Raw genomic sequence first — 24,099 nt, forward strand, 5'->3', positions numbered from 1 at the left:
TTGGCTGTGTATTACACGTTGAAACGGAAGTGCATCACATCGCCGTCTTTAACGATGTAATCCTTGCCTTCCAGACGCCATTTGCCAGCTTCTTTGGTGCCGGCTTCGCCCTTGTACTGGATGAAGTCGTCATACGCGATCACTTCGGCGCGGATGAAGCCTTTTTCGAAGTCGGTGTGGATCACGCCAGCGGCTTGAGGTGCGGTGGCACCGACGCGGACGGTCCAGGCGCGGACTTCTTCGACACCGGCGGTGAAGTAGGTCTGCAGGTGCAGCATCTCGTAGCCAGCGCGGATCACGCGGTTCAGGCCAGGCTCTTCGAGGCCCAGGGCTTCGAGGAACATGTCTTTCTCTTCGCCGTCTTCCAGTTCGGCGATTTCGGCTTCGATCTTGTTGCAGACCGGAACCACCATGGCGCCTTCTTCTTCGGCGATGGCCTTGACGATGTCCAGCAGCGGGTTGTTCTCGAAACCGTCTTCAGCGACGTTGGCGATGTACATGACCGGCTTGGTGGTCAGCAGGTGGAAGCCACGAATCACGGCCTTGTCGTCGGCGCCCATGTTCTTCATCAGCGTGCGCGCAGGCTTGCCGAGGGTGAAGTGAGCGATCAGTTGCTCCAGCAGGCCTTTCTGGACCACGGCGTCCTTGTCGCCACCCTTGGCGTTACGGGCGACTTTCTGCAGTTGCTTCTCGCAGCTGTCGAGGTCGGCAAAGATCAGTTCCAGGTCGATGATCTCGATGTCGCGTTTCGGGTCGACGCTGTTGGAGACGTGAATCACGTTCTCGTCTTCGAAGCAGCGGACCACGTGGGCGATGGCATCGGTCTCACGGATGTTGGCGAGGAACTTGTTGCCCAGGCCTTCACCTTTCGAAGCGCCGGCAACGAGGCCCGCGATGTCGACGAATTCCATGGTGGTCGGCAGGATGCGCTTTGGATTGACGATGGCCGCCAGGGCATCCAGGCGTGGATCCGGCATCGGCACGATACCGGTGTTCGGCTCGATGGTGCAGAAGGGGAAGTTCTCGGCCGCGATCCCGGATTTGGTCAGGGCGTTGAACAGGGTGGACTTGCCGACGTTAGGCAGGCCGACGATGCCGCAATTGAATCCCATGGTGTTTCCCCTCGGAGTAGAGTCAGGCCTTCTGGCTGTGCAGGTTTTTCATCGCGCGGTTCCATTCACCGGCGAGGATATCCGGCAGCACGCCGAGGGCAAAGTCGATGCTGGCATCGAGTTTTTCCTGTTCGGCGCGTGGCGCACGACCCAGGACGAAATTTGAAACCATACTGGCAACGCCCGGGTGGCCAATGCCAAGCCGCAAGCGGTGAAAGGTATTTTGATTGCCCAGTTGCGCAATGATGTCGCGCAACCCGTTGTGACCGCCATGGCCGCCGCCCTGCTTGAGCTTGGCAACGCCCGGAGGCAGGTCGAGTTCGTCGTGCGCCACGAGGATTTCTTCAGGCTTGATGCGAAAGAAACCCGCCAGAGCCGCTACGGCCTGGCCGCTACGGTTCATGTACGTGGTGGGAATCAGCAGACGAACATCCTGACCCTGATGCGAATAGCGTCCGGTCAGGCCAAAATATTTGCGATCGGCGACAAGGTTGACCCCTTGTGCGTGCGCGATGCGCTCAACAAAAAGGGCCCCTGCGTTATGCCGGGTCTGTTCGTATTCAGCGCCTGGATTTCCCAGGCCAACGATCAGTTTGATGGCAGTCACGATAGGGGCCCTTCCTTGGAGTGGTGGATAACATCGCCGCAATCAGTGTGTGCGGCGAAAGTGGACGAAAATTGCTCATTTACCATTATGTAAACTCCGCGTTCCCGCCCGCTTTCTCGCTACGTTCCAGTCCGCGATGTTTCCGGTCACTCCGGCGTACAGAGTAAAAATTACTCTGCAGCGCCTTCTGCAGCTTCTGGAGCAACACGTGGAGCGTGAACGTTGGCAACAGCCAGGTCGTTACCATGAGCCAGAGCAACAAATTCAACGCCTTTAGGGGCGGTGATGTCGGACAGGTGAATGATCGAGCCGACTTCGGCGTTAGCCAAGTCAACTTCGATGAATTCAGGCAGGTCTTTTGGCAGGCAAGTCACTTCGATTTCAGCAACAACGTGCGAGATCTCGCCGCCTTTCTTCACTGGAGCAGCTTCGTTGATGAAGTGCACAGGAACGATAGCGGTCAGCTTCTGGCCGGCAACTACGCGTACGAAGTCAGCGTGCAGCACGTGGCCTTTGGCCGGGTGACGTTGCAGAGCCTTGATGATTACGTTTTGCTTGGTGCCACCAACGTTCAGCTCGATGATGTGGCTGTAAGCCGCTTCGTTTTCGAGCAGTTTGGCAACTTCTTTAGCCAGCATGCTGATGGATTCAGGGGCTTTTTCGCCACCGTAAACTACAGCTGGTACCAGGCTTGCGAGACGACGCAGGCGGCGGCTCGCACCTTTCCCCAGGTCGGAACGCACTTCAGCATTCAGGGTAAAATCGTTCATGTTGTATCTCCAAAATAACCACATTCGCCCCAGCGTTTGCGACCAGCGCTAAAGGCGATATGGGCAAAAAAGCCCCGCCCCGACAGGAATGCCGGGGCGGGGCGCTTTTCGTCAACGTGATGAGTGAGAAGGGCAGGGCCCTTAACGGAACATCGCGCTGATCGATTCTTCATTGCTGATGCGGCGGACCGCCTCGGCAACTACCGGCGCGATATCCAGTTGACGGATACGCGAGCAGGCTTGAGCAGCAGCGGACAACGGGATGGTGTTAGTCACCACCAGTTCGTCCAGCATGGAATTTTCGATGTTTTCGATCGCCCGACCGGACAGCACAGGGTGTGTGCAGTAGGCGAAAACCTTGGCAGCGCCATGCTCTTTCAAGGCCTTTGCCGCGTGGCACAGAGTGCCGGCGGTATCGACCATGTCATCGACCAGAATACAGGTACGCCCTTCGACATCACCGATGATATGCATCACTTCAGAGTGATTGGCTTTCTCACGGCGTTTGTCGATGATCCCGAGATCCACGCCCAGGGATTTGGCAACAGCCCGTGCACGCACGACGCCACCAATGTCCGGGGACACGATCATCAGGTTTTCGAAGCGCTGATCTTCAATGTCATCCACCAATACCGGGGAGCCGTAGATGTTATCTACCGGAATATCGAAGAAACCCTGGATTTGGTCAGCATGCAGATCAACCGTGAGAACACGGTCGATGCCGACTACGGTAAGCATGTCAGCAACGACTTTCGCGCTGATAGCCACACGTGCGGAACGCGGACGGCGATCCTGACGGGCATAACCAAAGTAAGGAATAACAGCAGTGATACGAGTAGCCGAGGAGCGGCGGAAGGCGTCAGCCATCACTACCAGTTCCATCAGGTTATCGTTGGTCGGAGCGCAAGTCGGCTGAATAATGAAGACATCTTTACCGCGGACGTTTTCATTGATCTCGGCTGTAATTTCGCCGTCGGAAAACTTGCCGACAGAGATGTCACCGAGAGGGATATGCAGCTGACGTACGACACGTCGAGCCAGATCGGGGTTGGCGTTCCCCGTAAAGACCATCATCTTGGACACGCGCAGTACCTGAAGGCTGAGGGTAACCTGGATGAGTATAGGAAAATGGCAGGGGCGGCTGGATTCGAACCAACGCATGGCAGGATCAAAACCTGCTGCCTTACCGCTTGGCGACGCCCCTGTATCTGTTGCAACGATTACCCAGTAATCGATTCCTTTAGAGCAGACCTTGCAGCTTGCGATGCAACATCGAAATGTTGCTTCCCTTTGCTACAAACCCTGTAAGGGTCTCTGTAAGAAGGGCCGAGACTTTATCAGCTTCAGCTTTGCTTGGGAAGCCCCCAAACACACAACTTCCAGTTCCGGTGAGTTTTGCTTCGGTAAATTTACCTAGCAAATTCAAAGCGTTACGTACCTCTGGATAACGCCTTGTTACCACCGGCAAGCAGTCATTACGACTGTTTCCCTTGGGAACGGGGCGCACTTTAATGGGAGGAGAGTTACGTGTCAACAGCGGATCTGAAAAAATTTCTGCTGTACTTACAGATACTTGCGGGACCAGCACGACATACCACGGTTCTTCGGGGTCTACAGGGGTCAGTTTCTCCCCTACGCCTTCGGCAAAAGCGGCGTGGCCGCGCACGAAAACCGGGACGTCAGCGCCCAGTCCCAGGCCCAGCGCAGCCAGTCGATCCTCGTCCCAGCCCAATTGCCAGAGATGGTTCAGGCCCAGCAATGTCGTCGCGGCATTGGAGCTGCCACCGCCAATTCCACCGCCCATGGGCAGGATTTTCTCGATCCAGATATCCATGCCGAGCGCACAACCGGATTGCTCCTGCAGTTGTTTCGCGGCCTTGACGATCAAATTGCTGTCGTGGGGAACGCCATTGAATTCGGTATGTAGCCGGATCACGCCGTCGTCACGAACGGCGAAGGTTATTTCATCGCCGTAATCGAGGAACTGAAAAATCGTCTGCAACTCGTGATAGCCGTCTTCACGGCGACCGAGGATGTGCAGCATCAGATTGAGTTTGGCCGGGGAGGGCAGCGTCAAGCGCGGAGTCGTCATGTTCACGACCCCAGCTTGCGTGGTTGCCATTCCTTGATCACCAGCGTGACATCAAGGTCGGTACCGTGCAGCTTGATCTTTTCGGGCAGCCAGAAACCGTTTTGTTGCGTGTAAGAGGTGTATTCGACCTGCCAGCCATCCTGTTCGAGGTTTGCCAGGCGGCTGTCGGTATCCAGCGTCAATTTGCTTTTGCTGTCGGGCGCCGGGAGCCCGCGGACCCACCAGGCCAGATTCGACACCGGTAATTTCCAGCCCATTTGTTCTTCCAGCAGAACTTCCGGGTTCGGTGCGTCATACCGGCCCTGATTGGCAACTTCCAGCGAGACCTTGCCAGGTCGGCCGGTCAGGCGTGCGGCGCCGCGACCCAACGGGCCGGACAGGCGGATGTCGTAGTAATCCTGGCGCTGCAGCCAGAACAAAGTGCCGCTGCCGGAGTCTTTGGGTGCGCGGATGCCGATCTTGCCGTTGATCTGCCAGCCGTCGAGGCTGGTCAGTGTCTGCTTGTGTTCGCGCCATTGGGCCGTGTTGCCGTGACCTTCGACTGACTCGCGGGCACCGAAGCCTGCGCAACCGGTGAGCAGGGCGATAAAGCAGAAAACGATAATGTGGCGCAAAAACATAATCTTAAAGAGTCTCTGATCCGGTCAGGCGCTTGATGGTGCCGCGCAGGGTAGGGCTGTCGGGTTGTTCCTTGAGGAATTTGCCCCAGATTTGCTTGGCTTCCCGCTGTTTGCCATTGGCCCACAGGACTTCCCCCAGGTGGGCAGCGACTTCCTGATCGGGGAAACGATCCAGCGCCTGGCGCAGGTAACGCTCGGCTTCATCGAGATTGCCCATGCGATAGTTCACCCAGCCGAGGCTGTCGAGCACTGCCGGGTCTTCCGGATTGATCTGGTGCGCCTGTTCGATCAGGGCCTTGGCTTCGGCGTAGCGTGTGGTGCGATCAGACAGGGTGTAGCCGAGTGCATTCAATGCCATCGCATTATCCGGGTCGCGCTTGATGATCAGGCGCAGGTCTTTTTCCATCTGCGCCAGGTCATTGCGTTTTTCCGCCTGCATGGCGCGGGTGTACAGCAGGTTCAGATCGTCCGGGTACTGTTGCAAGGCTTTCTGCAAGACAGCCCAGGCCTTGTCCCCCTGTTTATTGGCGGACAGGGTTTCGGCTTCGATCAAATACAACTGAATGGCGTAATCCGGCTGCTCATCGCGCTCGGCCGCCAGGCGGCGTTGCGCTTCGGCGGTCTTGCCGTTGTCCATCAGGATATCGGCCTGACGCAATTGTGCTGGCAGGTATTCGTTACCCGGCCCGACTTTGCCGTACTCGACCAGCGCGCCTTGAGGGTCGTTGAGTTCTTCTGCGATACGGCCGAGATTCAGGTGGGCCGAATCAACGTGGGCGTCGCGGGCGATCAGGTCTTCAAGCAAACCCTTGGCCTGGCTCCAGTCCTTGTCTTCCAGACAGACCAATGCCAGGGAGTAACGCAGTTCGTCATCTTCCGGGTACTGCTGAACCAGGCTTGCAAACTCGGCTTTGGCGTCGTCCATGCGGTCCTGTTCAACCAGCATGCGCGCGTAAGTCAGGCGCAGGCGCTTGTCGTCCGGGTATTTCTTGATGCTTTTTTGCAGCAGCGGCAAGGCTTCGTCACCACGGTTGAGCACTTGCAGCAGGCGCGCGCGCAGCAGAATCGGGGCGATTTCGCCTTCGTCCGGTGGATTGTTTTCCAGCAGGGTCAGTGCGCCCTGGGCATCGCCATCCTGTTGCATCAGCAGGGCTTTGCCGAAGATCAACTGGCTGTTTTTCGGGTGACGCTGCAACAGGCTGTCGAAACTTTTCATCAGGCCGTTGCGCGTGTCCTGGTCAGTGTCGGCTGCGGCCAGGGCAAGAAAGTCGAAGTGCGTGTCGCCTTTGCCCAGCAGGACTTTCTCCATATAGACCATGGAGTCGTCGTAACGACCGGCGCGGGCCAGTTGCACGGCGGCCGCACGCTGTGCCTCAAGGTCGTTCGGGGCGTTTTTTGCCCAGATCAGTGCGGTGTCCAGGGCGGCCTGATCGGCGCCCAAGTATTCAGCAATGCGAAACGCTCGCTCGGAGATGCCCGGATCCTGTGTGTTGATGGCCTGGGTGACGTAGTTGTCCAAAGCAAGGTCGTAACGATTGCGCTGGCCAGCCAGTTCGGCGCTCAACAGGCTGAAGACAGTTTCTTCACTGAATGAGCTGTAAACCTTGGGCTTTTCAGGGGCCGGGCTGCTGTCTTCAACCGGCGGAGTACCCTCCGACGACACGGGAGCCATGGCCTGGCAGCCGCTTAAGAAGACAAAAGCGAGGAGCAACGCGGAAGATCTATTCATATGGGAAAAGGACGACTAACCTGCGGTCGGATCATCATGACACAAGCCTTCGGCCAAACATAACCGAGTCTCAATCGTTGCCTTTATAGAGGCGAGACATTGGGACAATAGTCAGCGGTAGTTGTTCTGTCTGTGGCGAAGTAGGACAATTGCCGGCTTCACGTCACCATCAGCGACCTTGAATGGCCTTCCTTGCACTCGGTATCAACCACAAGACTGCGTCAGTAGACGTCCGCGAGCGCGTGGCCTTTACCCCTGAGCAGCTGGTGGAGGCCTTGCAGCAGCTCTGCCGACTCACCGACAGCCGCGAAGCTGCGATCCTCTCCACCTGCAATCGCAGTGAACTCTATATAGAACAGGATCACCTTTCGGCTGACATTGTGCTGCGCTGGCTGGCCGACTATCACCATTTGAGCCTCGAAGAGCTGCGTGCGAGCAGTTATGTGCACGAAGATGATGCGGCAGTTCGTCACATGATGCGGGTCGCCTCCGGGCTCGATTCGCTGGTGTTGGGCGAGCCGCAGATTCTCGGTCAGATGAAATCGGCCTACGCCGTCGCGCGCGAGGCCGGCACCATCGGTCCATTGCTCGGGCGGTTGTTTCAGGCCACGTTCAACGCGGCCAAGCAGGTGCGTACCGATACCGCCATCGGCGAGAACCCGGTGTCCGTGGCGTTTGCTGCGGTCAGCCTGGCCAAACAGATTTTCAGTGACCTGCAACGCAGTCAGGCCTTGTTGATCGGTGCCGGCGAAACCATCACCCTGGTCGCTCGCCATCTGCACGAGCTGGGCGTAAAACGCATTGTCGTCGCCAACCGCACCCTGGAACGCGCGAGCATTCTGGCCGAGCAGTTCGGCGCCCACGCCGTCCTGCTCTCGGACATCCCGGCCGAACTGGTGCGCAGCGATATCGTTATCAGTTCCACCGCCAGCCAGTTGCCGATTCTTGGCAAGGGTGCGGTGGAAAGCGCCCTGAAGCTGCGCAAGCACAAACCGATCTTCATGGTGGACATCGCCGTCCCGCGCGATATCGAGCCGGAAGTCGGCGAGCTGGACGACGTTTACCTGTATAGCGTCGACGATCTCCACGAAGTGGTCGCCGAGAACCTCAAGAGCCGTCAGGGCGCCGCCCAGGCGGCAGAAGAAATGGTCTCGGTCGGCGCCGAAGATTTCATGGTCCGCCTGCGCGAACTGGCAGCGGTGGATGTGCTCAAGGCTTATCGTCAACAAAGCGAGCGCCTGCGCGACGAAGAATTACAGAAGGCTCAGCGCCTGCTGGCCAACGGTAGCAGCGCCGAGGACGTGCTGGTGCAGTTGGCGCGTGGCTTGACCAACAAACTGTTGCACGCACCGAGTGTGCAATTGAAAAAGCTCTCAGCCGAAGGCCGCCTCGATGCGCTGGCCATGGCCCAGGAACTCTTTGCCCTGAATGAGGGCTCATCGGATAGCTTTTCGGATAAAAAACCGCAATGAAAGCGTCACTGCTCAATAAGCTGGACATCCTCCAGGACCGTTTCGAGGAATTGACCGCCTTGCTTGGCGATGGCGAAGTCATTTCCGATCAGGCCAAATTCCGCACCTATTCCAAGGAATACGCGGAAGTCGAGCCGATTGTCGGCACTTATCAACAGCTGCTCAAAGTGCAGAGTGACCTTGAAGGCGCCCAGGCACTGCTCAAGGACAGCGACCCGGACATGCGCGAAATGGCCGTGGAAGAAGTCCGCGAAGCCAAAGAGCAGTTGATCGAACTCGAAGCCAGCCTGCAACGCATGCTGCTGCCAAAAGATCCGAACGACGGCCGTAACGTGTTCCTCGAAATCCGTGCCGGCACTGGCGGTGACGAGGCGGCAATCTTCTCCGGCGACCTGTTCCGCATGTATTCGCGTTATGCCGAGCGACGGGGCTGGCGAGTGGAAATTCTCTCGGAGAACGAAGGCGAACACGGTGGCTATAAAGAAGTCATCGCCCGGGTCGAGGGTGACAACGTTTACGGCAAGCTGAAATTCGAATCCGGTGCGCACCGTGTGCAACGGGTTCCGGCCACTGAATCCCAGGGCCGCATCCATACCTCGGCCTGCACCGTGGCGGTGTTGCCCGAGCCGGACGAGCAGGAAGCGATCGAGATCAACCCGGCGGATTTGCGGGTCGATACCTATCGCTCCTCGGGTGCCGGTGGTCAGCACGTCAACAAGACCGACTCGGCGATCCGCATCACGCACTTGCCGTCCGGTATTGTCGTGGAGTGCCAGGAAGAACGTTCCCAGCACAAAAACCGCGCCCGGGCGATGTCCTGGCTGTCGGCCAAACTGAATGATCAGCAAACCAGCGCCGCAGCGAATGCCATCGCCAGCGAGCGTAAATTGCTGGTCGGTTCCGGTGATCGCTCCGAGCGGATCCGTACCTACAACTTTGCCCAGGGTCGGGTTACCGACCACCGGGTCAACCTGACGCTGTATTCGCTCGACGAAATTCTCGCGGGTGGGGTCGATGCGGTGATCGAGCCATTGCTGGCCGAGTACCAGGCCGATCAATTGGCGGCGATAGGTGAATAAATGACGATCATTGCCAGCTTGTTGCGTGCCGCCGATTTGCCCGATTCGCCCACCGCGCGTCTGGATGCCGAGTTGTTGCTGGCTGCCGCATTGGGCAAGCCCCGCAGTTTTTTGCACACCTGGCCGGAGCGCATTGTGCCCAGTGAAGCGGCGCTGACCTTTGCCAGTTACTTGCAGCGTCGGCGTGGCGGCGAGCCAGTGGCTTACATCCTGGGGCAGCAAGGGTTTTGGAAGCTGGACCTTGAAGTGGCTCCGCATACGCTGATCCCGCGCCCGGACACTGAACTGTTGGTGGAAGCCGCGCTTGAGTTGTTGCCGGTCACACCTGCCAAGGTCCTCGACCTGGGCACCGGCAGTGGCGCCATCGCCCTGGCCCTGGCCAGCGAGCGCCCGGCCTGGAAGGTCACGGCGGTGGATCGCGTGCTTGAAGCCGTGGCCCTGGCCGAGCGAAATCGTCAGCGCCTGCACCTCAATAACGTCACGGTGCTGAGCAGTCATTGGTTCAGCGCCCTGGCAGGTCAGCGTTTTCAGTTGATCATCAGCAACCCGCCTTACATCCCGTCCTCCGACCCGCATCTGGTGGAAGGCGACGTGCGCTTCGAGCCGGCCAGTGCGCTGGTGGCCGGTGTGGACGGGCTCGACGATCTGCGTTTGATCGTCGCCCAGGCGCCGGATCACCTCGAAGCCGGTGGCTGGCTGATGCTCGAACACGGCTACGATCAAGCCGATGCGGTACGCGATTTGCTGCTGACCCATGGCTTTGAAGACGTCCATAGCCGTATCGATCTGGGTGGTCACGAACGAATCAGCCTGGGGCGCCTGCCGTGCTGAATGATCAGGAGTTGTTGCGCTACAGTCGGCAGATTCTGTTGCAACACGTCGACATCGACGGCCAGTTGCGCTTGAAAGAAAGCCGCGTGTTGATCGTCGGCCTCGGTGGTCTCGGCTCACCGGTTGCGCTTTACCTGGCCGCGGCTGGGGTGGGTGAACTTCACCTCGCCGACTTCGACACGGTTGACCTGACCAACCTGCAACGCCAGATCGTTCACGACACCGATAGCGTCGGCCTGAGCAAGGTTGATTCGGCAATTCGTCGTTTGACCGCCATCAATCCCGAGATCCAGTTGATCGCCCATCGTACCGCGCTGGACGAAGACTCCCTGGCAGCGGCGGTTGCCGCTGTGGATCTGGTGCTGGACTGCTCCGACAACTTCTCCACCCGCGAAGCAGTCAATGCTGCCTGTGTCGCCGCCCGCAAACCACTGGTCAGTGGCGCGGCGATTCGCCTCGAAGGGCAACTGTCAGTGTTCGACCCGCGCCGCCCGGAGAGCCCGTGTTACCACTGTTTATACGGGCATGGCAGTGAAGCCGAACTGACGTGTAGCGAGGCCGGTGTCGTCGGGCCGTTGGTGGGGTTGGTGGGGAGTCTGCAAGCACTGGAAGCGATGAAACTGCTGGTCGGTTTCGGCGAGCCACTGGTGGGGCGTTTGTTGTTGATTGATGCGCTGGGTTCGCGCTTTCGCGAATTGCGGGTCAAGCGTGATCCGGGCTGTAGTGTCTGCGGTTCGACACATGCGTGAAGCGCCGATTGGCGTGTTCGACTCCGGCGTCGGTGGGCTCTCGGTGCTGGCCGAGATCCAGCGTTTGCTGCCCAACGAATCACTGCTGTACGTCGCCGATTGCGGGAATGTTCCCTACGGCGAGAAAACCCCGGAATTCATTCGCCAGCGCTGCAGCGTCATGGCCGGGTTTTTCCAGCAACAGGGGGCGAAGGCCTTGGTGCTGGCGTGCAATACCGCGACCGTCGCGGGCGTTGCCGACTTGCGGCGTGATTATCCCCAGTGGCCCATCGTCGGCATGGAGCCCGCGGTCAAACCCGCCGCCGCCGCGACCCGTAGCGGAGTGGTGGGTGTACTCGCCACCACGGGTACCCTACAGAGTGCCAAATTCGCAGCTTTGCTCGACCGATTCGCCACCGATGTGCGCGTCATCACTCAGCCATGTCCCGGCCTGGTCGAGCTGATTGAAAACGGCGATTTGCACAGCCCCGCGCTGCGCCAGTTGCTGGCCAGGTATGTCGAACCGCTGCTCGGTGCCGGATGCGACACCCTGATTCTTGGGTGTACGCATTATCCCTTCCTGAAGCCTTTGCTTAAGCAGATGATCCCCGATGACATCAGTCTGATCGACACGGGGGCTGCTGTTGCAAGGCAACTTCAGCGTCTATTGGCCGAGCGTGAACTGCTCGCCGACGGGCCTGTTCGTGCCGCCCAATTCTGGACCAGTGCCGATCCGGTTCATTTCAGAAATATCTTGCCGATACTGTGGAATACGTCCGGTGTTGTGAGAAGCTTCGAGAGGTAAGAAATGAGTTGGGGGCGAAAGAGCAATTGGTATGAACTTTTGATCAAACGTCGACTTCTATAGCGTTAAGCAACAAAAACCATACTAAATCGTTCGGAAAAGGATGTTTCTTGTGAAGCGACTATTCTGCTTGGCCGCGATTGCGGCCGCTTTAATGGGGCACAGTTTCACCGCTCAGGCTGCAGGCGTGGAGTTCGGAATTGGCCAGACCCCCGACTCAACCATGACCTATCGCCTGGGTATGCAATTCGATTGGGACAAGAGCTGGTGGCAAAGCGACGTGGGACGTCTGACGGGTTTCTGGAGCGGTGCCTACACCTATTGGGACGGTGACAGTACTTCCAGCAACAACAGCCTGTCGTTCTCTCCGGTGTTTGTTTACGAGTTTGCCGGTCAGTCGGTCAAACCCTATATCGAGGCGGGTATTGGGGTGGCTTTTTTCTCCCATACCGAACTTGAAAACAACGATATCGGCCAGTCCTTCCAGTTCGAAGACCGTCTCGGTTTTGGTGCGCGTTTTGCCGGCGGTCATGAAGTCGGGATTCGTGCGACGCACTATTCCAATGGCGGTATGGCCAAACACAACGATGGCGTAGAAAGTTACGCGCTGCACTACACCATGCCGTTGTAAACATGCTCAATGTGGGAGCGAGCCTGCTCGCGATAGCGGTGTATCAGTCGCATGTGTATTGACTGACAGGCCGCTATCGCGAGCAGGCTCGCTCCCACATTAGTTCTGCACCTGTTTGATTTTCAGCGATACGCCGTGCTGATCCCCTGGCGCTCTTCAATGCACTCCGGTGCGCCCATCTCGAATTCCCGGCAGATCAGCGGACGCTTTTCGTAGATCGTGCACATCATGCTGTTGCGATCCAGCGCGGCGCACCAGCCGTCGTCCAGACGCAGCATGACTTCGCCGCCCCAATCATCGGTATCGATAAAGCGTTCGGGCACGCCCGTGTCGGTGATCAGCATCACTTCGAGCTGACAGCAACAAGCCGCGCAGGTCGAGCACGTGACGGCCGGCTCCGCGATTTGCGTGTGGGGAATGGTTTTCATGGCGCGCAGTGTAAGGCAGTGGGCCGGTGCTGTGTGAAAGGCCTGACGGACGCTCAGTGGTGTGTGTCTGAGGCGTACCGTTGGGCCGCAAGTAACGGGCGGGAAACAGCTGCCGATGGGGGCGATGTTTAGAGCAGATCCCGGATCGGCGGACTACTGCGCACCATACGTTTGCCAATGGCCAGTTGCACGGCATTGGGCATTTTCGCCAACGGCCACAGCGCCGCCATGAACAGGCCCGCAAAGGCGATCTCCAATGGCCGGCTCTTGAGTTTGGCGAAGAGCTGCCGGGCCACTTTACCTACCGGCCAACTGAGCGGTATCGGGAAGTCATTCTTGGCCGTCAGCGGTGTCTGGCCAAACCCGGGGCTGATCATGGTGACTTCGATGCATTCCGGTGCCAGGTCCATGCGCAGCGATTCGAACAGGTAACGCAGCCCGACTTTCGACGGGCCATAGGCTTCAGCGCGCGGCAGCGGCAAATACGTCACGGGACTGGCGATGCCCACCATGTGTGGTGCGATGCCTTTGCGCAGCAGGGGGATCGCGGCCTCGATGCAATAGGCGCTGGCGAGCAAATTAGTGCGCACCACGTGCTCGACAATCGACGAATCAAATTGCTGAACGTCGACATACTCGCAGGTGCCGGCGTTGAGAATCACGGTGTCCAGCGAACCCCAGTCTTGCGCAATTTGTTCACCGATTTCACGCACCCGCTGGCTGTTGGTCAAGTCTCCAGGCAGGACCAACACTTGTCCTGGATAGCGCTGCGACAAGACTCTCAGCACAGCTGCCGAGCGTGAACTGACAGCCACGTGAGCGCCGGTTTTCAGTATTTCTTCGGCCAGTGCGGCGCCAATGCCGCTACCTGCGCCGGTCAACCAGTAGCGCCGTGGGGGAGGAAAACTCATCCCATTCTCCTTTTCAGCCAGGCAATCGCCCGACCCAATATGGGTATATGTTCGTCACTCAGAGCCCCGGATCGAAGTCATCCCGGTGGCGATAAATCTTTTCGTGCTGGCAGGTTTTTGAACGCGGCCAGCGCCCGTTGTCGGGACGTGCTCAGATTGACGATCGGCGACGGATAGTCCGCCACGCCGAACAGGCCACCGAGGTTGGCCGGGTTGTGCACGTCTTTTTTGTTGAGCCCGGCCAGTTCTGGCAGCCAGTGCTTGATGAACACACCTTGAGCGTCGAATTTCTCCGACTGGCTCAGCGGGTTGAAAATCCGGAACCAGGGCGCCGCATCGGTTCCGGTGGACGAGCTCCACTGCCAGCCACCGTTGTTCGCCGCCAGATCGCCGTCGATCAAATGGCGCATGAAAAAGCGCTCGCCTTCTCGCCAGTCGATCAACAGGTTCTTGGTCAGGAACATCGCCACGACCATGCGCAGCCGGTTGTGCATCCAGCCGGTTTCAAGCAGTTGGCGCATCGCCGCATCGATGATCGGCAGGCCAGTGCGGGCTTCTTGCCACGCCCGCAGTTCTTGCGGTGCATCGCGCCAAGCCAGCGCCTCGGTTTCCGGGCGGAAGGCACGATGGCGGGAGACCCGCGGGTAGCCCACCAGAATATGTTTGTAGAACTCGCGCCACAGCAGTTCGTTGATCCAGGTGACAGCGCCCACATTGCCGCTTTCGAACTCGCCCTGATTGCTTTGCAGGGCAGCGTGCAAACACTGGCGGGGAGAGATCACCCCGGCGGCAAGATAGGCCGAGAGCTGGCTAGTGCCGGGTTTGGCCGGGAAGTCGCGCTCGTCTTTGTAGTAGTCGATCTGGGCGTCGGCGAAGGTATCGAGACGGCGTCGGGCTTCGGTCTCGCCGGCGGGCCAGAGCTTGCGCAAGCTGTCGCTGGGCGTGGCGAAACCTTCAACGCTTGATGGAAGGGTGTCGCTACTGATCGCCAATGGCGCCTGGACACCGGGGGCGCAGACCCGCTCTGGCGTTGACCTGTGCAGGCGCTCGTAACAGACCTTGCGAAACTGACTGAAGACCTGGAAGTAAGTGCCGGTCCTGGTCAGCACGGTGCCCGGTTTGAATAGCAGTTGATCGAGGTAGCTACAGAAGTCGATGCCATTGGCCTTCAGCGCTTGGGCCACCGCCGCATCACGACGGCTTTCGTGAATGCCGTACTCCTCGTTGACGTGGACGGCGTCGATCTTCAACTGCTGACACAGGTCGAGCAGTACTGTCGGCGCTTCGTCCCAACGTGATGCCTTACGGATCAACAAGGGGATGTTCAGTTCGCCCAACGCGCGGCTCAACTCGCTCAGGTTGCGCAGCCAGAAATCCACTTTGCACGGTGCATCATCGTGTTCCAGCCATTGCTCCGGGCTCAGCAAATACACCGCCACCGCCTGGCCGCGCGCTGCGCCAGCCGAGAGGGCGGTGTTGTCGTTCAGGCGCAAATCGCTGCGCAGCCAGATCAATTGCATGGTGGTGTCCGGACGATTCATTAAATTAGCCCGCGCAGGACAAGTTCCTGATGCGCCGATAACGGGTCTTCGGCGAAGGACAAATCATCAATCCCGGCAGTTCTTGCGGACAACTCTGCGTGGTGGATACGTACCGTGGGGCCGGCAATCATTTTTGGGCAACTGACTCCATTCAACAGTCTTGGCAGCTGCGAAAGGTTTATGGCTTTGCTGGAATACAGCAGCACGCCGCGGGCTTGCAGGTGATCAACCGCCAGCGCGAGTTCGCCAGCGGGCAAGGGCCAGTCGAACACCTCTACCGGGCAATCGACGCTGCTGAACAGCCAGGCGGTGAGCCACAGGTGAGGTTCAAGTGGCACATCCGAGTGATTGATCAACAGCAGTGGCGCGGCGCGTAACTGGCGGTTGTTATGGTAGATGCGTGCGCCGAATTTGCTGCGTAACCAGGAATAAAAGAACGCCCGCTCCATCTGCGCACCAAACTGGCCCTGCCAACGCTGTTCCAGTTCCGCCAGCAACGGCAGCAACAGGTGTTCGCACAAGGTTCGCGGTGGATACAGCGCCATGGCCTGATTGACGGTGTCATCGAGAACGCGTTCGTTCAGGTGTGACACCGCTTGCAGCAACGTCTGGCGCAGCACTTGCCAATCGTTTTCGACGGGCTCGGTAAACGCTTGCGGTGTGTCCAGCAGTTGCTTGACCTGACTGACGGCCACGCCACGGTTGAGCCAGGTAAGGATCGTCAGGATGCGTTGAACGTGCTCGGGTGAGAACAGTCGATGGCCCTTGGGTGTGCGTTGCGGAACGATCAGGCCATAGCGCCGTTCCCAGGCGCGCAGCGTCACGGCGTTGACGCCAGTCTGGCGCGCCACTTCACGGATGGGTAGCCAGCCTTCGACGAGGGCCTTTTCAAAATCATCGCCGAGGTCTTCGCAGGCGCTGGTGTCGATTTCGGTTTTCATTAAATCGCGTTTCGCAGACTGAGATTTTCCGGATGCGGTTGCAGGTAAACCTGTTGCGCGATGTAAGTATCCGGGTGTTGGCGAAAGTGGTGCTTGAGCAGGGTCAAGGGCACCACCAATGGCACGACGCCTTGGCGGTATTGGCCGATGACGTGCTGCACTTCCTGTTTGTCTTCAGCGCTGATGACTTGCTTGAGGTAGCCACTGATGTGTTGCAGGACGTTGGTGTGGGTGCGCCGTGTGGCGCACTTTTTCAATGCCGCCATCAATTCACTGAAGTAGCGCGGACCCAGCTCGTCGGGGGTGGTCTGGCTCATGTTGCCCAGCAATTTCCCAAGGGTTTTGTATTGCACCGGGTTGTGCGCCATCAACAGGTATTTGTAGCGTGAGTGGAATTCGGTGAGGGCACGACGGGTCAGGCCTTTTTGCAGCAATTGCTGCCAGGCGCTGTAAGCGAACACGCGGGTGAGGAAGTTTTCCCGCAGCACCGGGTCGTTAAGGCGGCCGTCTTCTTCTACCGGCAAGTCCGGGTGCAGTGCACAGAAAGCCTGGGCATAAACGCCTCGGCCACCGCCCTCCACTGGCGCGCCGTTGACGTGATAGACCTTGACCCGTTCCAGGCCGCAGGACGGTGATTTCTGCATGAAGATGTAACCGCAGATATCGCTCAACTGACTGGCCATTGTCTGGCCGTACTCGGTGAGCGGCCGGGTGACATTCAGCTCGGCGTGAACGCTGCCCAACGCTTCAGGATGTTGCGGGTCGCCCACCAGGCGGATTGGCTCACGGGGGATGCCGAGTCCGATGGCGACTTCCGGGCATACCGCGATGAAATCGAAATACTCAGTGAGGGTGTGACTGCACAGGCGTGATGCCTTGTGTCCGCCGTTGTAGCGAACTTCGGCCCCCATCAAGCAGGCGCTGATGGCGATTTTCGGTTTCGCGGGGGCGTGGGTCATCAGAACACCTCGAATCTAAATTTGTACAGAGTGGTGATTCTGTACAGCATGGCTTCATCATAGATTCAAAGGTGTACAAGTCAAACTTTCTGTATAAGTTTTTTGGTGGTCACTGATCGTTCCCACGCTCTGCGTGGGAATGTAGCCCATGACGCTCTGCGTCACTGGACGCGGAGCGTCCCTTTAGGCGTTACCACGCAGAGCGTGGGAACGATCAGTTACTGACGTATTAATGTTGGATAAGCCGTCGCCATCGTCGGAACGCCGCCCGGAGCAGACTTGCACAGGTCTAGTATTTTTCGCGGTTTTGCGGAGCGGCTGCTGTCCAGTTCGACAGCAGCAATTGATGCGGGATGATGCGGTTTACTGCATATGTTCATGCAAGCGGCGAGCAGCTTCCTGACCGCTCAGCCAGGCGCCTTCGACACGCCCGGACAGGCACCAGTCGCCGCACACATACAGCCCCAGGTCGGCATCGGCGAGCGCGCCCCATTCATGGCTGTTGGCGGGGCGGGCATAGAGCCAGCGATGGGCGAGACTGAAAGTCGGGGCGGGCATGGAGTCATGCAACAGTTCGGCGAATGCACCGTGCAGTTGCTCGATCACGGCTTCCTTGGACAGATCGATATGTTGCCGGCTCCAGGCGCTGGTCGCGTGCAATACCCAAGTGTCCAGAGTGTTGTCGCGCCCTGGTTTGCTGCGGTTGCGGGCCAGCCAGTCAAGGGGGCTGTCTTGCACGAAGCAGCCTTCCATCGGTGTTTCCAGCGGTGTTTCGAAGGCCAGAGCGACGGCCCAGGTCGGGTCCATCTTTACCCCGGCAGCGACCCCGGCCAGCTTCGATGCAGCCGCCAGCAGCGCGGTGGCTTGAGGCGCGGGTGTAGCGATCACCACATGACTGAACGGACCGTGGGTGAAGCCTTCGGCGTCCTGCAAATGCCAGTGTTCTTCGCCGCGATAGACCTCGGTGATCCGGCAAGCGAACTGTACTTCCAGGTCGCCGAGCAGGCCGCGGGTAATGGCGCTCATGTGTGGCGTGCCGACCCAGCGTGTCTGTTCGTCCGGCGACAGGCTGAGTTGGCCGCCGTGGTAGGTGTAGAGCTGTGGTGTCCACTCGGCGGCCCAGCCGTTGGTTTGCCAACGCTGGACTTCGGTGACGAAGCGGCGGTCGCGGGCCGTGAAATATTGCGCGCCCAAGTCCAGAGCTCCCGCATCGCTGCGCTTGCTCGACATGCGTCCGCCACTGCCGCGGCTTTTATCGAAAAGCTGGACGACATGCCCTGTGTCAGTCAGGGCTTGAGCGGCTGAAAGCCCGGCGATGCCGGTGCCGATGATTGCGATAGGTACAGTCATAGGGGCCTCGTTTACCTTTCTGTACAGACTACGCCGTGGGTCAAACCTGTACAATATTGTTTTTTGGTATAACTTTTAGCGTTCTCGATCTGACAGCTTGGCCTATTGTTAAACTCAGACACTGCCCGATACCAAAGATCCCTGCTTATAAAAATAGACTAGTGAGCAGGGTTAAACGCCACGCGAGGAAGAAGTCATGCACATATTGCTGACAGGCGGTACTGGTTTGATAGGACGTCAACTCTGCCGGCAATGGTTGAGTCAGGGGCATCGTCTGACTGTCTGGAGTCGTAAGCCTGAAAAAGTCGCGAGCATCTGCGGCACGCAAGTGCGTGGGATTGCCCGGTTGGAGGACCTTGATCAGACGCCGCTGGACGCCATTATCAATCTGGCTGGCGCACCGATTGCCGATCGCCTCTGGACTCACAAGCGCAAAGCATTGCTCTGGAGCAGCCGCATCACCCTGACGGAAACGTTGCTGGCCTGGCTCGAAAAACGCGAGCAAAAGCCTTCGTTGTTGATTTCAGGTTCCGCAGCGGGCTGGTATGGCGATGGGGGGGAGCGTGAGTTGACCGAAGCTTCACCCCCCGTCATCGATGATTTCGCCAGCCAATTGTGCATCGCCTGGGAAGAAACCGCTCAGCGTGCCGAGGCCTTGGGCGTTCGGGTTGTGCTCGTTCGTACCGGGTTGGTACTGTCGGCCGAGGGCGGTTTTTTGTCGCGGCTGTTGCTGCCGTTCAAACTGGGGCTGGGAGGCCCGATCAGCAATGGTCGGCAGTGGATGCCGTGGATTCATATCAACGACCAAATCGCTCTGATTGATTTTCTTCTGCATCAGAAAGACGCCAGCGGTCCTTATAATGCGTGCGCTCCCAATCCGGTGCGCAATCGCGAGTTTGCCAAGACGCTGGGCAGCGTGCTGCATCGCCCGGCGTTCATGCCAATGCCGGCCCTGGCTTTGAAAGTGGGGTTGGGCGAGTTGTCATTGTTGTTGCTGGGTGGCCAGAAGGCTCTGCCGGTTCGCTTGCTGGAGGCGGGTTTCACTTTCCAGTTCACTGATTTGCGCGCGGCCCTGGACGATCTGTCCAGCCGCCTCTGATATAGGACGTTGCATGACCGATCACGCATTGCTTCTGGTTAACCTGGGTTCACCTGCTTCCACGTCGGTGGCGGATGTACGCAGCTACCTCAATCAATTTCTGATGGACCCATATGTGATCGACTTGCCATGGCCGGTGCGCCGCTTGCTGGTGTCGCTGATACTGATCAAACGTCCGGAGCAGTCGGCCCACGCCTACGCGTCGATCTGGTGGGAGGAGGGTTCGCCCCTGGTGGTGCTCAGCCGTCGTCTGCAGCAGGCCATGACGACGCAGTGGACTCACGGTCCGGTTGAGTTGGCGATGCGCTACGGCGAGCCGTCGATCGAATCGAAACTGGTGCAGCTGGCCGCCCAGGGGCATAAAAGAGTCACCCTTGCGCCGCTTTATCCACAGTTCGCCGACAGCACAACCACGACGGTGATCGAAGAAGCCAAGCGTGTGCTGCGCGAGAAAGGACTCGATATCCAGCTGTCGATTCTCCAGCCGTTTTACGATCAGCCGGAATACCTCGATGCGCTGGTGGCCACAGCCAAGCCCTATCTGCAGCAGGATTACGATCACTTGCTGCTGAGTTTCCACGGTTTGCCGGAGCGGCACCTGAAGAAACTTAATCCCGGTCACCGTTTCGAAGGCGGTGGAGACTGTTGTGCCGGTGCTCCGCCGGAAGTGGTCGCGACCTGCTATCGCGGCCAGTGCCTGCGTACGGCGGCGGAGTTTGCCAAGCGCATGGGCCTACCGGACGGCAAATGGTCGGTGTCATTCCAGTCGCGTCTGGGCCGGGCCAAGTGGATCGAACCCTACACCGAAGCGCGCCTCGATGAATTGGCCAAAAGCGGAGTGAAGAAAATTCTGGTGATGTGCCCGGCGTTCGTGGCCGATTGCATCGAGACGCTGGAAGAGATTGGTGATCGTGGGCTGGAGCAGTTCCGCGAAGCGGGAGGGGAGGAGTTGGTGCTGGTGCCGTGCCTCAACGATGACCCGCAGTGGGCGCGGGCGTTGAGTGCGCTGTGTGAAAGAGCACCGTTGGCCCTTTGATGATCGTTCCCACGCAGAGCGTGGGAACGATCAAGAATGCAAATATCTCCGCTGTTACAGAAGTGGCTCATCCGCCTTCTTGTGCTTCCAGCTGTCATTGCCCGGCAGCAACAGGTTCAGCGCAATCGCCACCACCGCGCACAGCGCGATGCCTTTGAGGCCGAAGTCATCCTGGCCGGTCCCGGTGCCGACCAGCATTCCGCCAATCCCGAACACCAGGGTCACCGAAACAATCACCAGGTTGCGCGCTTCGCCCAAATCGATCTTGTGGCGAATCAGCGTGTTCATGCCCACCGCTGCAATCGAGCCGAACAACAGGCACAGAATCCCGCCCATCACCGGCACCGGAATGCTTTGCAGCAGCGCCCCGAACTTGCCGATGAACGCCAGGCTGATGGCGAAGATCGCCGCCCAGGTCATGATTTTCGGGTTGTAGTTCTTGGTCAGCATCACCGCACCCGTTACCTCGGCGTAGGTGGTGTTGGGTGGGCCGCCAAACAGGCCTGCTGCGGTGGTGGCAATGCCATCGCCGAGCAGCGTGCGGTGCAGGCCGGGTTTTTTCAGGTAATCGCGACCGGTCACGCTGCCGACGGCAATCACGCCGCCGATGTGTTCGATGGCCGGGGCCAACGCTACCGGAACGATGAACAGAATCGCCTGCCAGTTGAACTCCGGTGCAGTGAAGTTTGGAATCGCAAACCACGGCGCGGCCGCAATCTTTGCGGTATCAACCACGCCGAAGTAGAAGGCCATGGCAAAACCGACCAATACGCCGGAGATGATCGGCACCAGGCGGAAAATGCCTTTGCCGAACACCGCAACGATCAGGGTGGTCAGCAACGCTGGCATGGAGATGAGCATTGACGTCTGGTAAGGAATCAGCTCAGTGCCATCGCCGGCCTTGCCCATTGCCATGTTGGCGGCAATCGGCGCCATGGCCAGGCCGATGGAAATGATCACCGGACCAATCACCACCGGTGGCAGCAGACGGTCGATGAAGCCGGTGCCTTTGATCTTCACGGCCAGGCCGAGGAAGGTGTAGACGAAACCTGCCGCCATCACGCCGCCCATGGTTGCTGCAAGGCCGAACTGGCCCTTGGCAAGGATGATCGGAGTGATAAAGGCAAAACTCGACGCCAGGAACACCGGCACCTGACGTCCAGTGACGATCTGAAACAAGATCGTCCCCAAGCCTGCGGTAAACAGCGCCACGTTCGGGTCGAGACCGGTAATCAGCGGCATCAACACCAGCGCGCCGAAGGCCACGAACAGCATCTGTGCACCCGACAGTACCGTGCGCCAGAGCGGATCGTTGAACTCTTGCTGCATGCTCAAGCGTCCTTCTGCTTGGTGCCGAAGATCTTGTCACCCGCATCACCCAGGCCCGGGATGATGTAACCGTGTTCGTTCAGCTTTTCATCAATGGAGGCGGTGTAGATGATCACGTCCGGGTGAGCCTTCTCCACAGCGGCGATGCCTTCGGGCGCGGCTACCAGCACCATGGCGCGGATCTCGCGGCAACCGGCCTTCTTCAGCAAGTCGATGGTGGCAACCATGGAGTTGCCGGTGGCGAGCATCGGGTCGATGATCATCGCCAGGCGCTCGTCGATTTCCGGGACCAGTTTTTCCAGGTAGGTATGGGCTTGCAGGGTCTCTTCGTTGCGGGCCACGCCCACGGCGCTGACTTTGGCGCCCGGGATCAGGCTCAGCACGCCTTCGAGCATGCCGATACCGGCGCGCAGAATCGGTACTACAGTAATCTTCTTGCCGGCGATTTTCTCGACCGACACTGTGCCGCACCAGCCTTCGATATCGTAGGTTTCCAGCGGCAGGTCTTTAGTGGCTTCATAGGTCAGCAGGGCGCCGACTTCCTGAGCGAGCTCACGGAAATTCTTGGTGCTGATGTCTGCACGGCGCATAAGGCCGAGTTTATGACGGATCAGCGGGTGGCGGATCTCGAGGATGGGCATGGGAAAGGCTCCGGCGGCGGGCAAAAAAACCGGCCTAGGTTAATCTATCCGAGGGTGTTGTCCTATAGACATACAGTACGTTAGTCCACAAACGCTTGATCTGGCTTCGCTTGATGCGTACCTTTGCCCGCTTTTCCCAAACCGTCCCTCCCTTTATCCCCTCCCTGGAGAGCGCCATGTCCGCTGATCTCGAGCATATCCGTCAAATCATGCGAGAGGCTGACTGCCTGTACACCGAAGCTGAAGTCGAGGCGGCCATCGCCCGCGTCGGTGCGCAAATCAACGATCAACTGGCGGACTCCAACCCGGTGGTATTTTGTGTGATGAACGGCGGCCTTATTTTCTCGGGCAAGCTGTTGACGCATCTGCACTTCCCGCTGGAAGCGTCCTACCTGCATGCCACCCGTTATCGCAACGAAACCAGCGGCGGCGACCTGTTCTGGAAAGCCAAGCCGGAAGTGTCGTTCATCGACCGTGACGTGCTGATCATCGACGATATCCTCGACGAAGGTCACACCCTGGGTGCAATCATCGATTTCTGCAAACACGCTGGCGCGCGCAAAGTGCACACCGCCGTGCTGATCGACAAGGACCACGACCGCAAGGCACGTCCGGACCTGAAAGCCGATTTCGTCGGCTTGCCGTGCATCGACCGTTACATCTTTGGTTACGGCATGGACTACAAAGGCTACTGGCGCAACGCTAACGGGATCTACGCAGTTAAAGGAATGTAATCCATGGCTACGCCACGCTTTCTGGATCAACCGCTGTTCACTGAATTGGCCGGGAAAGCTGAGGCTAATCCTCGTGGACGGCAGCATCACAACTTTCATCAGATGGAAGACGCTTGCCATCGCATGGCGGTGGGTTTGCAGCCAAACACCTATATCCCGCCCCACCGGCACTTGGGCGATAACAAGGACGAAACCTTGTTGGTCCTGAAAGGGCGCCTTGGCTTGCTGATCTTCGACGAGGCCGGCGCGGTGGTGAAAAAGCAAGTCCTGCAGGCCGGTGGCGATTGTGTTGGCGTGGACCTGCCCACTGGCGTTTTCCACGGATTGGTGGTGCTGGAAGCCGACAGCCTGATGTTTGAGTGCAAAGCCGGCCCTTACCGCCCTGTGGGTCAAGGCGAACTGGCGGATTGGGCGCCTCGTGAAGGTGAGCCTGGTGTCGCCGAGTATCATGCGTGGATGCGCGCGCAATTCGATTGATCCTGCCCACTGTGGGAGCGAGCAGGCTCGCTCCCACAGTGGCTCGCGTCCACAGCAGTATTTTCATATGCCCGTGATAAAGTGCCCGGCCTCGTCTTCGGAGCCCGTCATGAGCCTTTTGATTCGCTGCTTTGCCGCCTTGTTGCTGACCGTCAGCCTGCCACTGGCGGCCGCCCC

The 24,099-nt window shown here is 58.8% G+C and carries 25 protein-coding genes, 1 tRNA gene and 1 pseudogene; 10 read left to right on the forward strand and 17 right to left on the reverse strand.

Annotation, left to right across the window (positions count from 1 at the left end):
- Nucleotides 1-11 precede the first annotated feature (11 nt).
- The 8 genes from ychF to PMI22_RS27395 form a co-directional block, all read right to left on the reverse strand.
- Nucleotides 12-1,112 (reverse strand): redox-regulated ATPase YchF, encoded by a 1,101-nt coding sequence (gene ychF, locus PMI22_RS27430; protein ID WP_007942650.1) that lies wholly within the window; start codon nt 1,110-1,112, stop codon nt 12-14.
- Nucleotides 1,113-1,134: 22 nt separating this feature from the next.
- The gene (pth, locus tag PMI22_RS27425) at nt 1,135-1,719 is read right to left on the reverse strand and encodes an aminoacyl-tRNA hydrolase (RefSeq protein ID WP_007905795.1); all 585 of its coding nucleotides are present in this window, start codon (nt 1,717-1,719) and stop codon (nt 1,135-1,137) included.
- Between the two features lie 170 nt (nt 1,720-1,889).
- On the reverse strand, nt 1,890-2,489 hold the full coding sequence (locus tag PMI22_RS27420) for a 50S ribosomal protein L25/general stress protein Ctc (RefSeq protein WP_007942651.1): 600 nt from the start codon (nt 2,487-2,489) through the stop codon (nt 1,890-1,892).
- 141 nt (nt 2,490-2,630) lie between these two features.
- Nucleotides 2,631-3,572: a ribose-phosphate pyrophosphokinase gene (locus PMI22_RS27415; RefSeq protein ID WP_003208392.1), complete on the reverse strand. Its 942-nt coding sequence runs from the start codon at nt 3,570-3,572 to the stop codon at nt 2,631-2,633.
- Between the two features lie 46 nt (nt 3,573-3,618).
- A tRNA-Gln gene (locus tag PMI22_RS27410) sits at nt 3,619-3,693 on the reverse strand.
- Between the two features lie 36 nt (nt 3,694-3,729).
- The gene (gene ispE, locus PMI22_RS27405; protein ID WP_007942654.1) at nt 3,730-4,581 is read right to left on the reverse strand and encodes a 4-(cytidine 5'-diphospho)-2-C-methyl-D-erythritol kinase; all 852 of its coding nucleotides are present in this window, start codon (nt 4,579-4,581) and stop codon (nt 3,730-3,732) included.
- Between the two features lie 2 nt (nt 4,582-4,583).
- Nucleotides 4,584-5,201 carry a lipoprotein insertase outer membrane protein LolB gene (lolB, locus tag PMI22_RS27400; protein WP_007942655.1) on the reverse strand — a complete coding sequence of 206 codons (618 nt, stop codon included), beginning with the start codon at nt 5,199-5,201 and terminating at the stop codon, nt 4,584-4,586.
- A 4-nt stretch (nt 5,202-5,205) separates the two neighbouring features.
- A complete protein-coding gene (locus tag PMI22_RS27395; RefSeq protein WP_033048655.1) occupies nt 5,206-6,930 on the reverse strand; it encodes a tetratricopeptide repeat protein in 1,725 nt (574 codons plus the stop codon).
- Between the two features lie 182 nt (nt 6,931-7,112).
- Between PMI22_RS27395 and hemA the strand changes: the two genes are divergently transcribed.
- The 6 genes from hemA (at nt 7,113) to PMI22_RS27365 (ending at nt 12,476) form a co-directional block, all read left to right on the forward strand.
- Entirely contained in the window at nt 7,113-8,402 is a 1,290-nt protein-coding gene (gene hemA, locus PMI22_RS27390) for a glutamyl-tRNA reductase (RefSeq protein ID WP_007942657.1), read from the forward strand.
- Nucleotides 8,399-9,481, forward strand: a complete 1,083-nt coding sequence (gene prfA, locus PMI22_RS27385) for a peptide chain release factor 1 (protein WP_007942658.1) — start codon at nt 8,399-8,401, stop codon at nt 9,479-9,481. Before hemA ends, prfA begins: the two co-directional genes overlap by 4 nt.
- Nucleotides 9,482-10,312 (forward strand): peptide chain release factor N(5)-glutamine methyltransferase, encoded by an 831-nt coding sequence (prmC, locus tag PMI22_RS27380; protein WP_007942659.1) that lies wholly within the window; start codon nt 9,482-9,484, stop codon nt 10,310-10,312.
- Complete coding sequence (locus tag PMI22_RS27375; RefSeq protein ID WP_007942660.1) at nt 10,306-11,061, forward strand: molybdopterin-synthase adenylyltransferase MoeB; 756 nt, start codon at nt 10,306-10,308, stop codon at nt 11,059-11,061. The genes prmC and PMI22_RS27375 overlap by 7 nt, the downstream gene beginning before the upstream one ends.
- Entirely contained in the window at nt 11,054-11,845 is a 792-nt protein-coding gene (gene murI, locus PMI22_RS27370) for a glutamate racemase (RefSeq protein ID WP_007942661.1), read from the forward strand. Before PMI22_RS27375 ends, murI begins: the two co-directional genes overlap by 8 nt.
- Nucleotides 11,846-11,957: 112 nt before the next feature.
- Nucleotides 11,958-12,476, forward strand: a complete 519-nt coding sequence (locus PMI22_RS27365; protein WP_033048657.1) for an acyloxyacyl hydrolase — start codon at nt 11,958-11,960, stop codon at nt 12,474-12,476.
- Nucleotides 12,477-12,598: 122 nt separating this feature from the next.
- Here the strand turns inward: PMI22_RS27365 and PMI22_RS27360 are convergent, their stop codons facing one another.
- The 7 genes and pseudogenes from PMI22_RS27360 to PMI22_RS27335 all read right to left on the reverse strand — a co-directional run bounded on the left by PMI22_RS27360 (nt 12,599) and on the right by PMI22_RS27335 (nt 18,606).
- On the reverse strand, nt 12,599-12,904 hold the full coding sequence (locus tag PMI22_RS27360) for a YkgJ family cysteine cluster protein (RefSeq protein WP_007942663.1): 306 nt from the start codon (nt 12,902-12,904) through the stop codon (nt 12,599-12,601).
- 128 nt (nt 12,905-13,032) lie between these two features.
- The gene (locus PMI22_RS27355) at nt 13,033-13,815 is read right to left on the reverse strand and encodes an SDR family NAD(P)-dependent oxidoreductase (protein ID WP_007942664.1); all 783 of its coding nucleotides are present in this window, start codon (nt 13,813-13,815) and stop codon (nt 13,033-13,035) included.
- Nucleotides 13,812-13,915: pseudogene (locus PMI22_RS31780) on the reverse strand (nuclear transport factor 2 family protein); the annotation flags it as partial. The gene PMI22_RS27355 and the pseudogene PMI22_RS31780, both read right to left, overlap by 4 nt.
- Nucleotides 13,893-15,335: a deoxyribodipyrimidine photo-lyase gene (gene phrB / locus PMI22_RS27350; RefSeq protein WP_033048663.1), complete on the reverse strand. Its 1,443-nt coding sequence runs from the start codon at nt 15,333-15,335 to the stop codon at nt 13,893-13,895. The pseudogene PMI22_RS31780 and the gene phrB, both read right to left, overlap by 23 nt.
- A gap of 20 nt (nt 15,336-15,355) precedes the next feature.
- The gene (locus tag PMI22_RS27345) at nt 15,356-16,297 is read right to left on the reverse strand and encodes a MerR family transcriptional regulator (protein ID WP_007942667.1); all 942 of its coding nucleotides are present in this window, start codon (nt 16,295-16,297) and stop codon (nt 15,356-15,358) included.
- Complete coding sequence (locus tag PMI22_RS27340; RefSeq protein WP_007942668.1) at nt 16,297-17,256, reverse strand: YbgA family protein; 960 nt, start codon at nt 17,254-17,256, stop codon at nt 16,297-16,299. The genes PMI22_RS27345 and PMI22_RS27340 overlap by 1 nt, the downstream gene beginning before the upstream one ends.
- A 363-nt stretch (nt 17,257-17,619) precedes the next feature.
- The gene (locus PMI22_RS27335; protein ID WP_007942669.1) at nt 17,620-18,606 is read right to left on the reverse strand and encodes an NAD(P)/FAD-dependent oxidoreductase; all 987 of its coding nucleotides are present in this window, start codon (nt 18,604-18,606) and stop codon (nt 17,620-17,622) included.
- Nucleotides 18,607-18,802: 196 nt separating this feature from the next.
- On the opposite strand from PMI22_RS27335, the gene PMI22_RS27330 reads away from it, so the two are divergent.
- Together PMI22_RS27330 and hemH are read left to right on the forward strand one after the other, a co-directional pair.
- Nucleotides 18,803-19,705, forward strand: coding sequence for a TIGR01777 family oxidoreductase (locus tag PMI22_RS27330; RefSeq protein WP_007942670.1), 903 nt, complete (start codon nt 18,803-18,805; stop codon nt 19,703-19,705).
- A 13-nt stretch (nt 19,706-19,718) separates the two neighbouring features.
- Nucleotides 19,719-20,741, forward strand: coding sequence for a ferrochelatase (gene hemH, locus PMI22_RS27325; RefSeq protein ID WP_007942671.1), 1,023 nt, complete (start codon nt 19,719-19,721; stop codon nt 20,739-20,741).
- 54 nt (nt 20,742-20,795) lie between these two features.
- Here the strand turns inward: hemH and PMI22_RS27320 are convergent, their stop codons facing one another.
- Together PMI22_RS27320 and upp are read right to left on the reverse strand one after the other, a co-directional pair.
- Nucleotides 20,796-22,070 carry a uracil-xanthine permease family protein gene (locus PMI22_RS27320; protein WP_007942672.1) on the reverse strand — a complete coding sequence of 425 codons (1,275 nt, stop codon included), beginning with the start codon at nt 22,068-22,070 and terminating at the stop codon, nt 20,796-20,798.
- A 2-nt stretch (nt 22,071-22,072) separates the two neighbouring features.
- On the reverse strand, nt 22,073-22,711 hold the full coding sequence (upp, locus tag PMI22_RS27315; RefSeq protein ID WP_007942673.1) for a uracil phosphoribosyltransferase: 639 nt from the start codon (nt 22,709-22,711) through the stop codon (nt 22,073-22,075).
- Nucleotides 22,712-22,887: 176 nt separating this feature from the next.
- Here upp and PMI22_RS27310 point away from each other — a divergent pair, with 176 nt between their 5' ends.
- On the forward strand, nt 22,888-23,445 hold the full coding sequence (locus PMI22_RS27310) for a hypoxanthine-guanine phosphoribosyltransferase (RefSeq protein WP_007942675.1): 558 nt from the start codon (nt 22,888-22,890) through the stop codon (nt 23,443-23,445).
- Between the two features lie 3 nt (nt 23,446-23,448).
- Nucleotides 23,449-23,922: a WbuC family cupin fold metalloprotein gene (locus PMI22_RS27305; protein ID WP_007942676.1), complete on the forward strand. Its 474-nt coding sequence runs from the start codon at nt 23,449-23,451 to the stop codon at nt 23,920-23,922.
- The last annotated feature ends 177 nt before the right edge of the window (nt 23,923-24,099 follow it).

The organism is Pseudomonas sp. GM21 (genome assembly GCF_000282215.1).
Taxonomy (GTDB): Bacteria; Pseudomonadota; Gammaproteobacteria; order Pseudomonadales; family Pseudomonadaceae; genus Aquipseudomonas.

Coding starts and splice junctions, on each gene's coding strand:
- ychF (WP_007942650.1), bottom strand. CDS start 1,112: ATGGGATTCAATTGCGGCATCGTCGGCCTGCCTAACGTCGGCAAGTCC.
- PMI22_RS27420 (WP_007942651.1), bottom strand. CDS start 2,489: ATGAACGATTTTACCCTGAATGCTGAAGTGCGTTCCGACCTGGGGAAA.
- ispE (WP_007942654.1), bottom strand. CDS start 4,581: ATGACGACTCCGCGCTTGACGCTGCCCTCCCCGGCCAAACTCAATCTG.
- lolB (WP_007942655.1), bottom strand. CDS start 5,201: ATGTTTTTGCGCCACATTATCGTTTTCTGCTTTATCGCCCTGCTCACC.
- PMI22_RS27395 (WP_033048655.1), bottom strand. CDS start 6,930: ATGAATAGATCTTCCGCGTTGCTCCTCGCTTTTGTCTTCTTAAGCGGC.
- hemA (WP_007942657.1), top strand. CDS start 7,113: ATGGCCTTCCTTGCACTCGGTATCAACCACAAGACTGCGTCAGTAGAC.
- prfA (WP_007942658.1), top strand. CDS start 8,399: ATGAAAGCGTCACTGCTCAATAAGCTGGACATCCTCCAGGACCGTTTC.
- prmC (WP_007942659.1), top strand. CDS start 9,482: ATGACGATCATTGCCAGCTTGTTGCGTGCCGCCGATTTGCCCGATTCG.
- murI (WP_007942661.1), top strand. CDS start 11,054: ATGCGTGAAGCGCCGATTGGCGTGTTCGACTCCGGCGTCGGTGGGCTC.
- PMI22_RS27360 (WP_007942663.1), bottom strand. CDS start 12,904: ATGAAAACCATTCCCCACACGCAAATCGCGGAGCCGGCCGTCACGTGC.
- PMI22_RS27355 (WP_007942664.1), bottom strand. CDS start 13,815: ATGAGTTTTCCTCCCCCACGGCGCTACTGGTTGACCGGCGCAGGTAGC.
- phrB (WP_033048663.1), bottom strand. CDS start 15,335: ATGCAATTGATCTGGCTGCGCAGCGATTTGCGCCTGAACGACAACACC.
- PMI22_RS27345 (WP_007942667.1), bottom strand. CDS start 16,297: ATGAAAACCGAAATCGACACCAGCGCCTGCGAAGACCTCGGCGATGAT.
- PMI22_RS27340 (WP_007942668.1), bottom strand. CDS start 17,256: ATGACCCACGCCCCCGCGAAACCGAAAATCGCCATCAGCGCCTGCTTG.
- PMI22_RS27335 (WP_007942669.1), bottom strand. CDS start 18,606: ATGACTGTACCTATCGCAATCATCGGCACCGGCATCGCCGGGCTTTCA.
- PMI22_RS27330 (WP_007942670.1), top strand. CDS start 18,803: ATGCACATATTGCTGACAGGCGGTACTGGTTTGATAGGACGTCAACTC.
- hemH (WP_007942671.1), top strand. CDS start 19,719: ATGACCGATCACGCATTGCTTCTGGTTAACCTGGGTTCACCTGCTTCC.
- PMI22_RS27320 (WP_007942672.1), bottom strand. CDS start 22,070: ATGCAGCAAGAGTTCAACGATCCGCTCTGGCGCACGGTACTGTCGGGT.
- upp (WP_007942673.1), bottom strand. CDS start 22,711: ATGCCCATCCTCGAGATCCGCCACCCGCTGATCCGTCATAAACTCGGC.
- PMI22_RS27310 (WP_007942675.1), top strand. CDS start 22,888: ATGTCCGCTGATCTCGAGCATATCCGTCAAATCATGCGAGAGGCTGAC.
- PMI22_RS27305 (WP_007942676.1), top strand. CDS start 23,449: ATGGCTACGCCACGCTTTCTGGATCAACCGCTGTTCACTGAATTGGCC.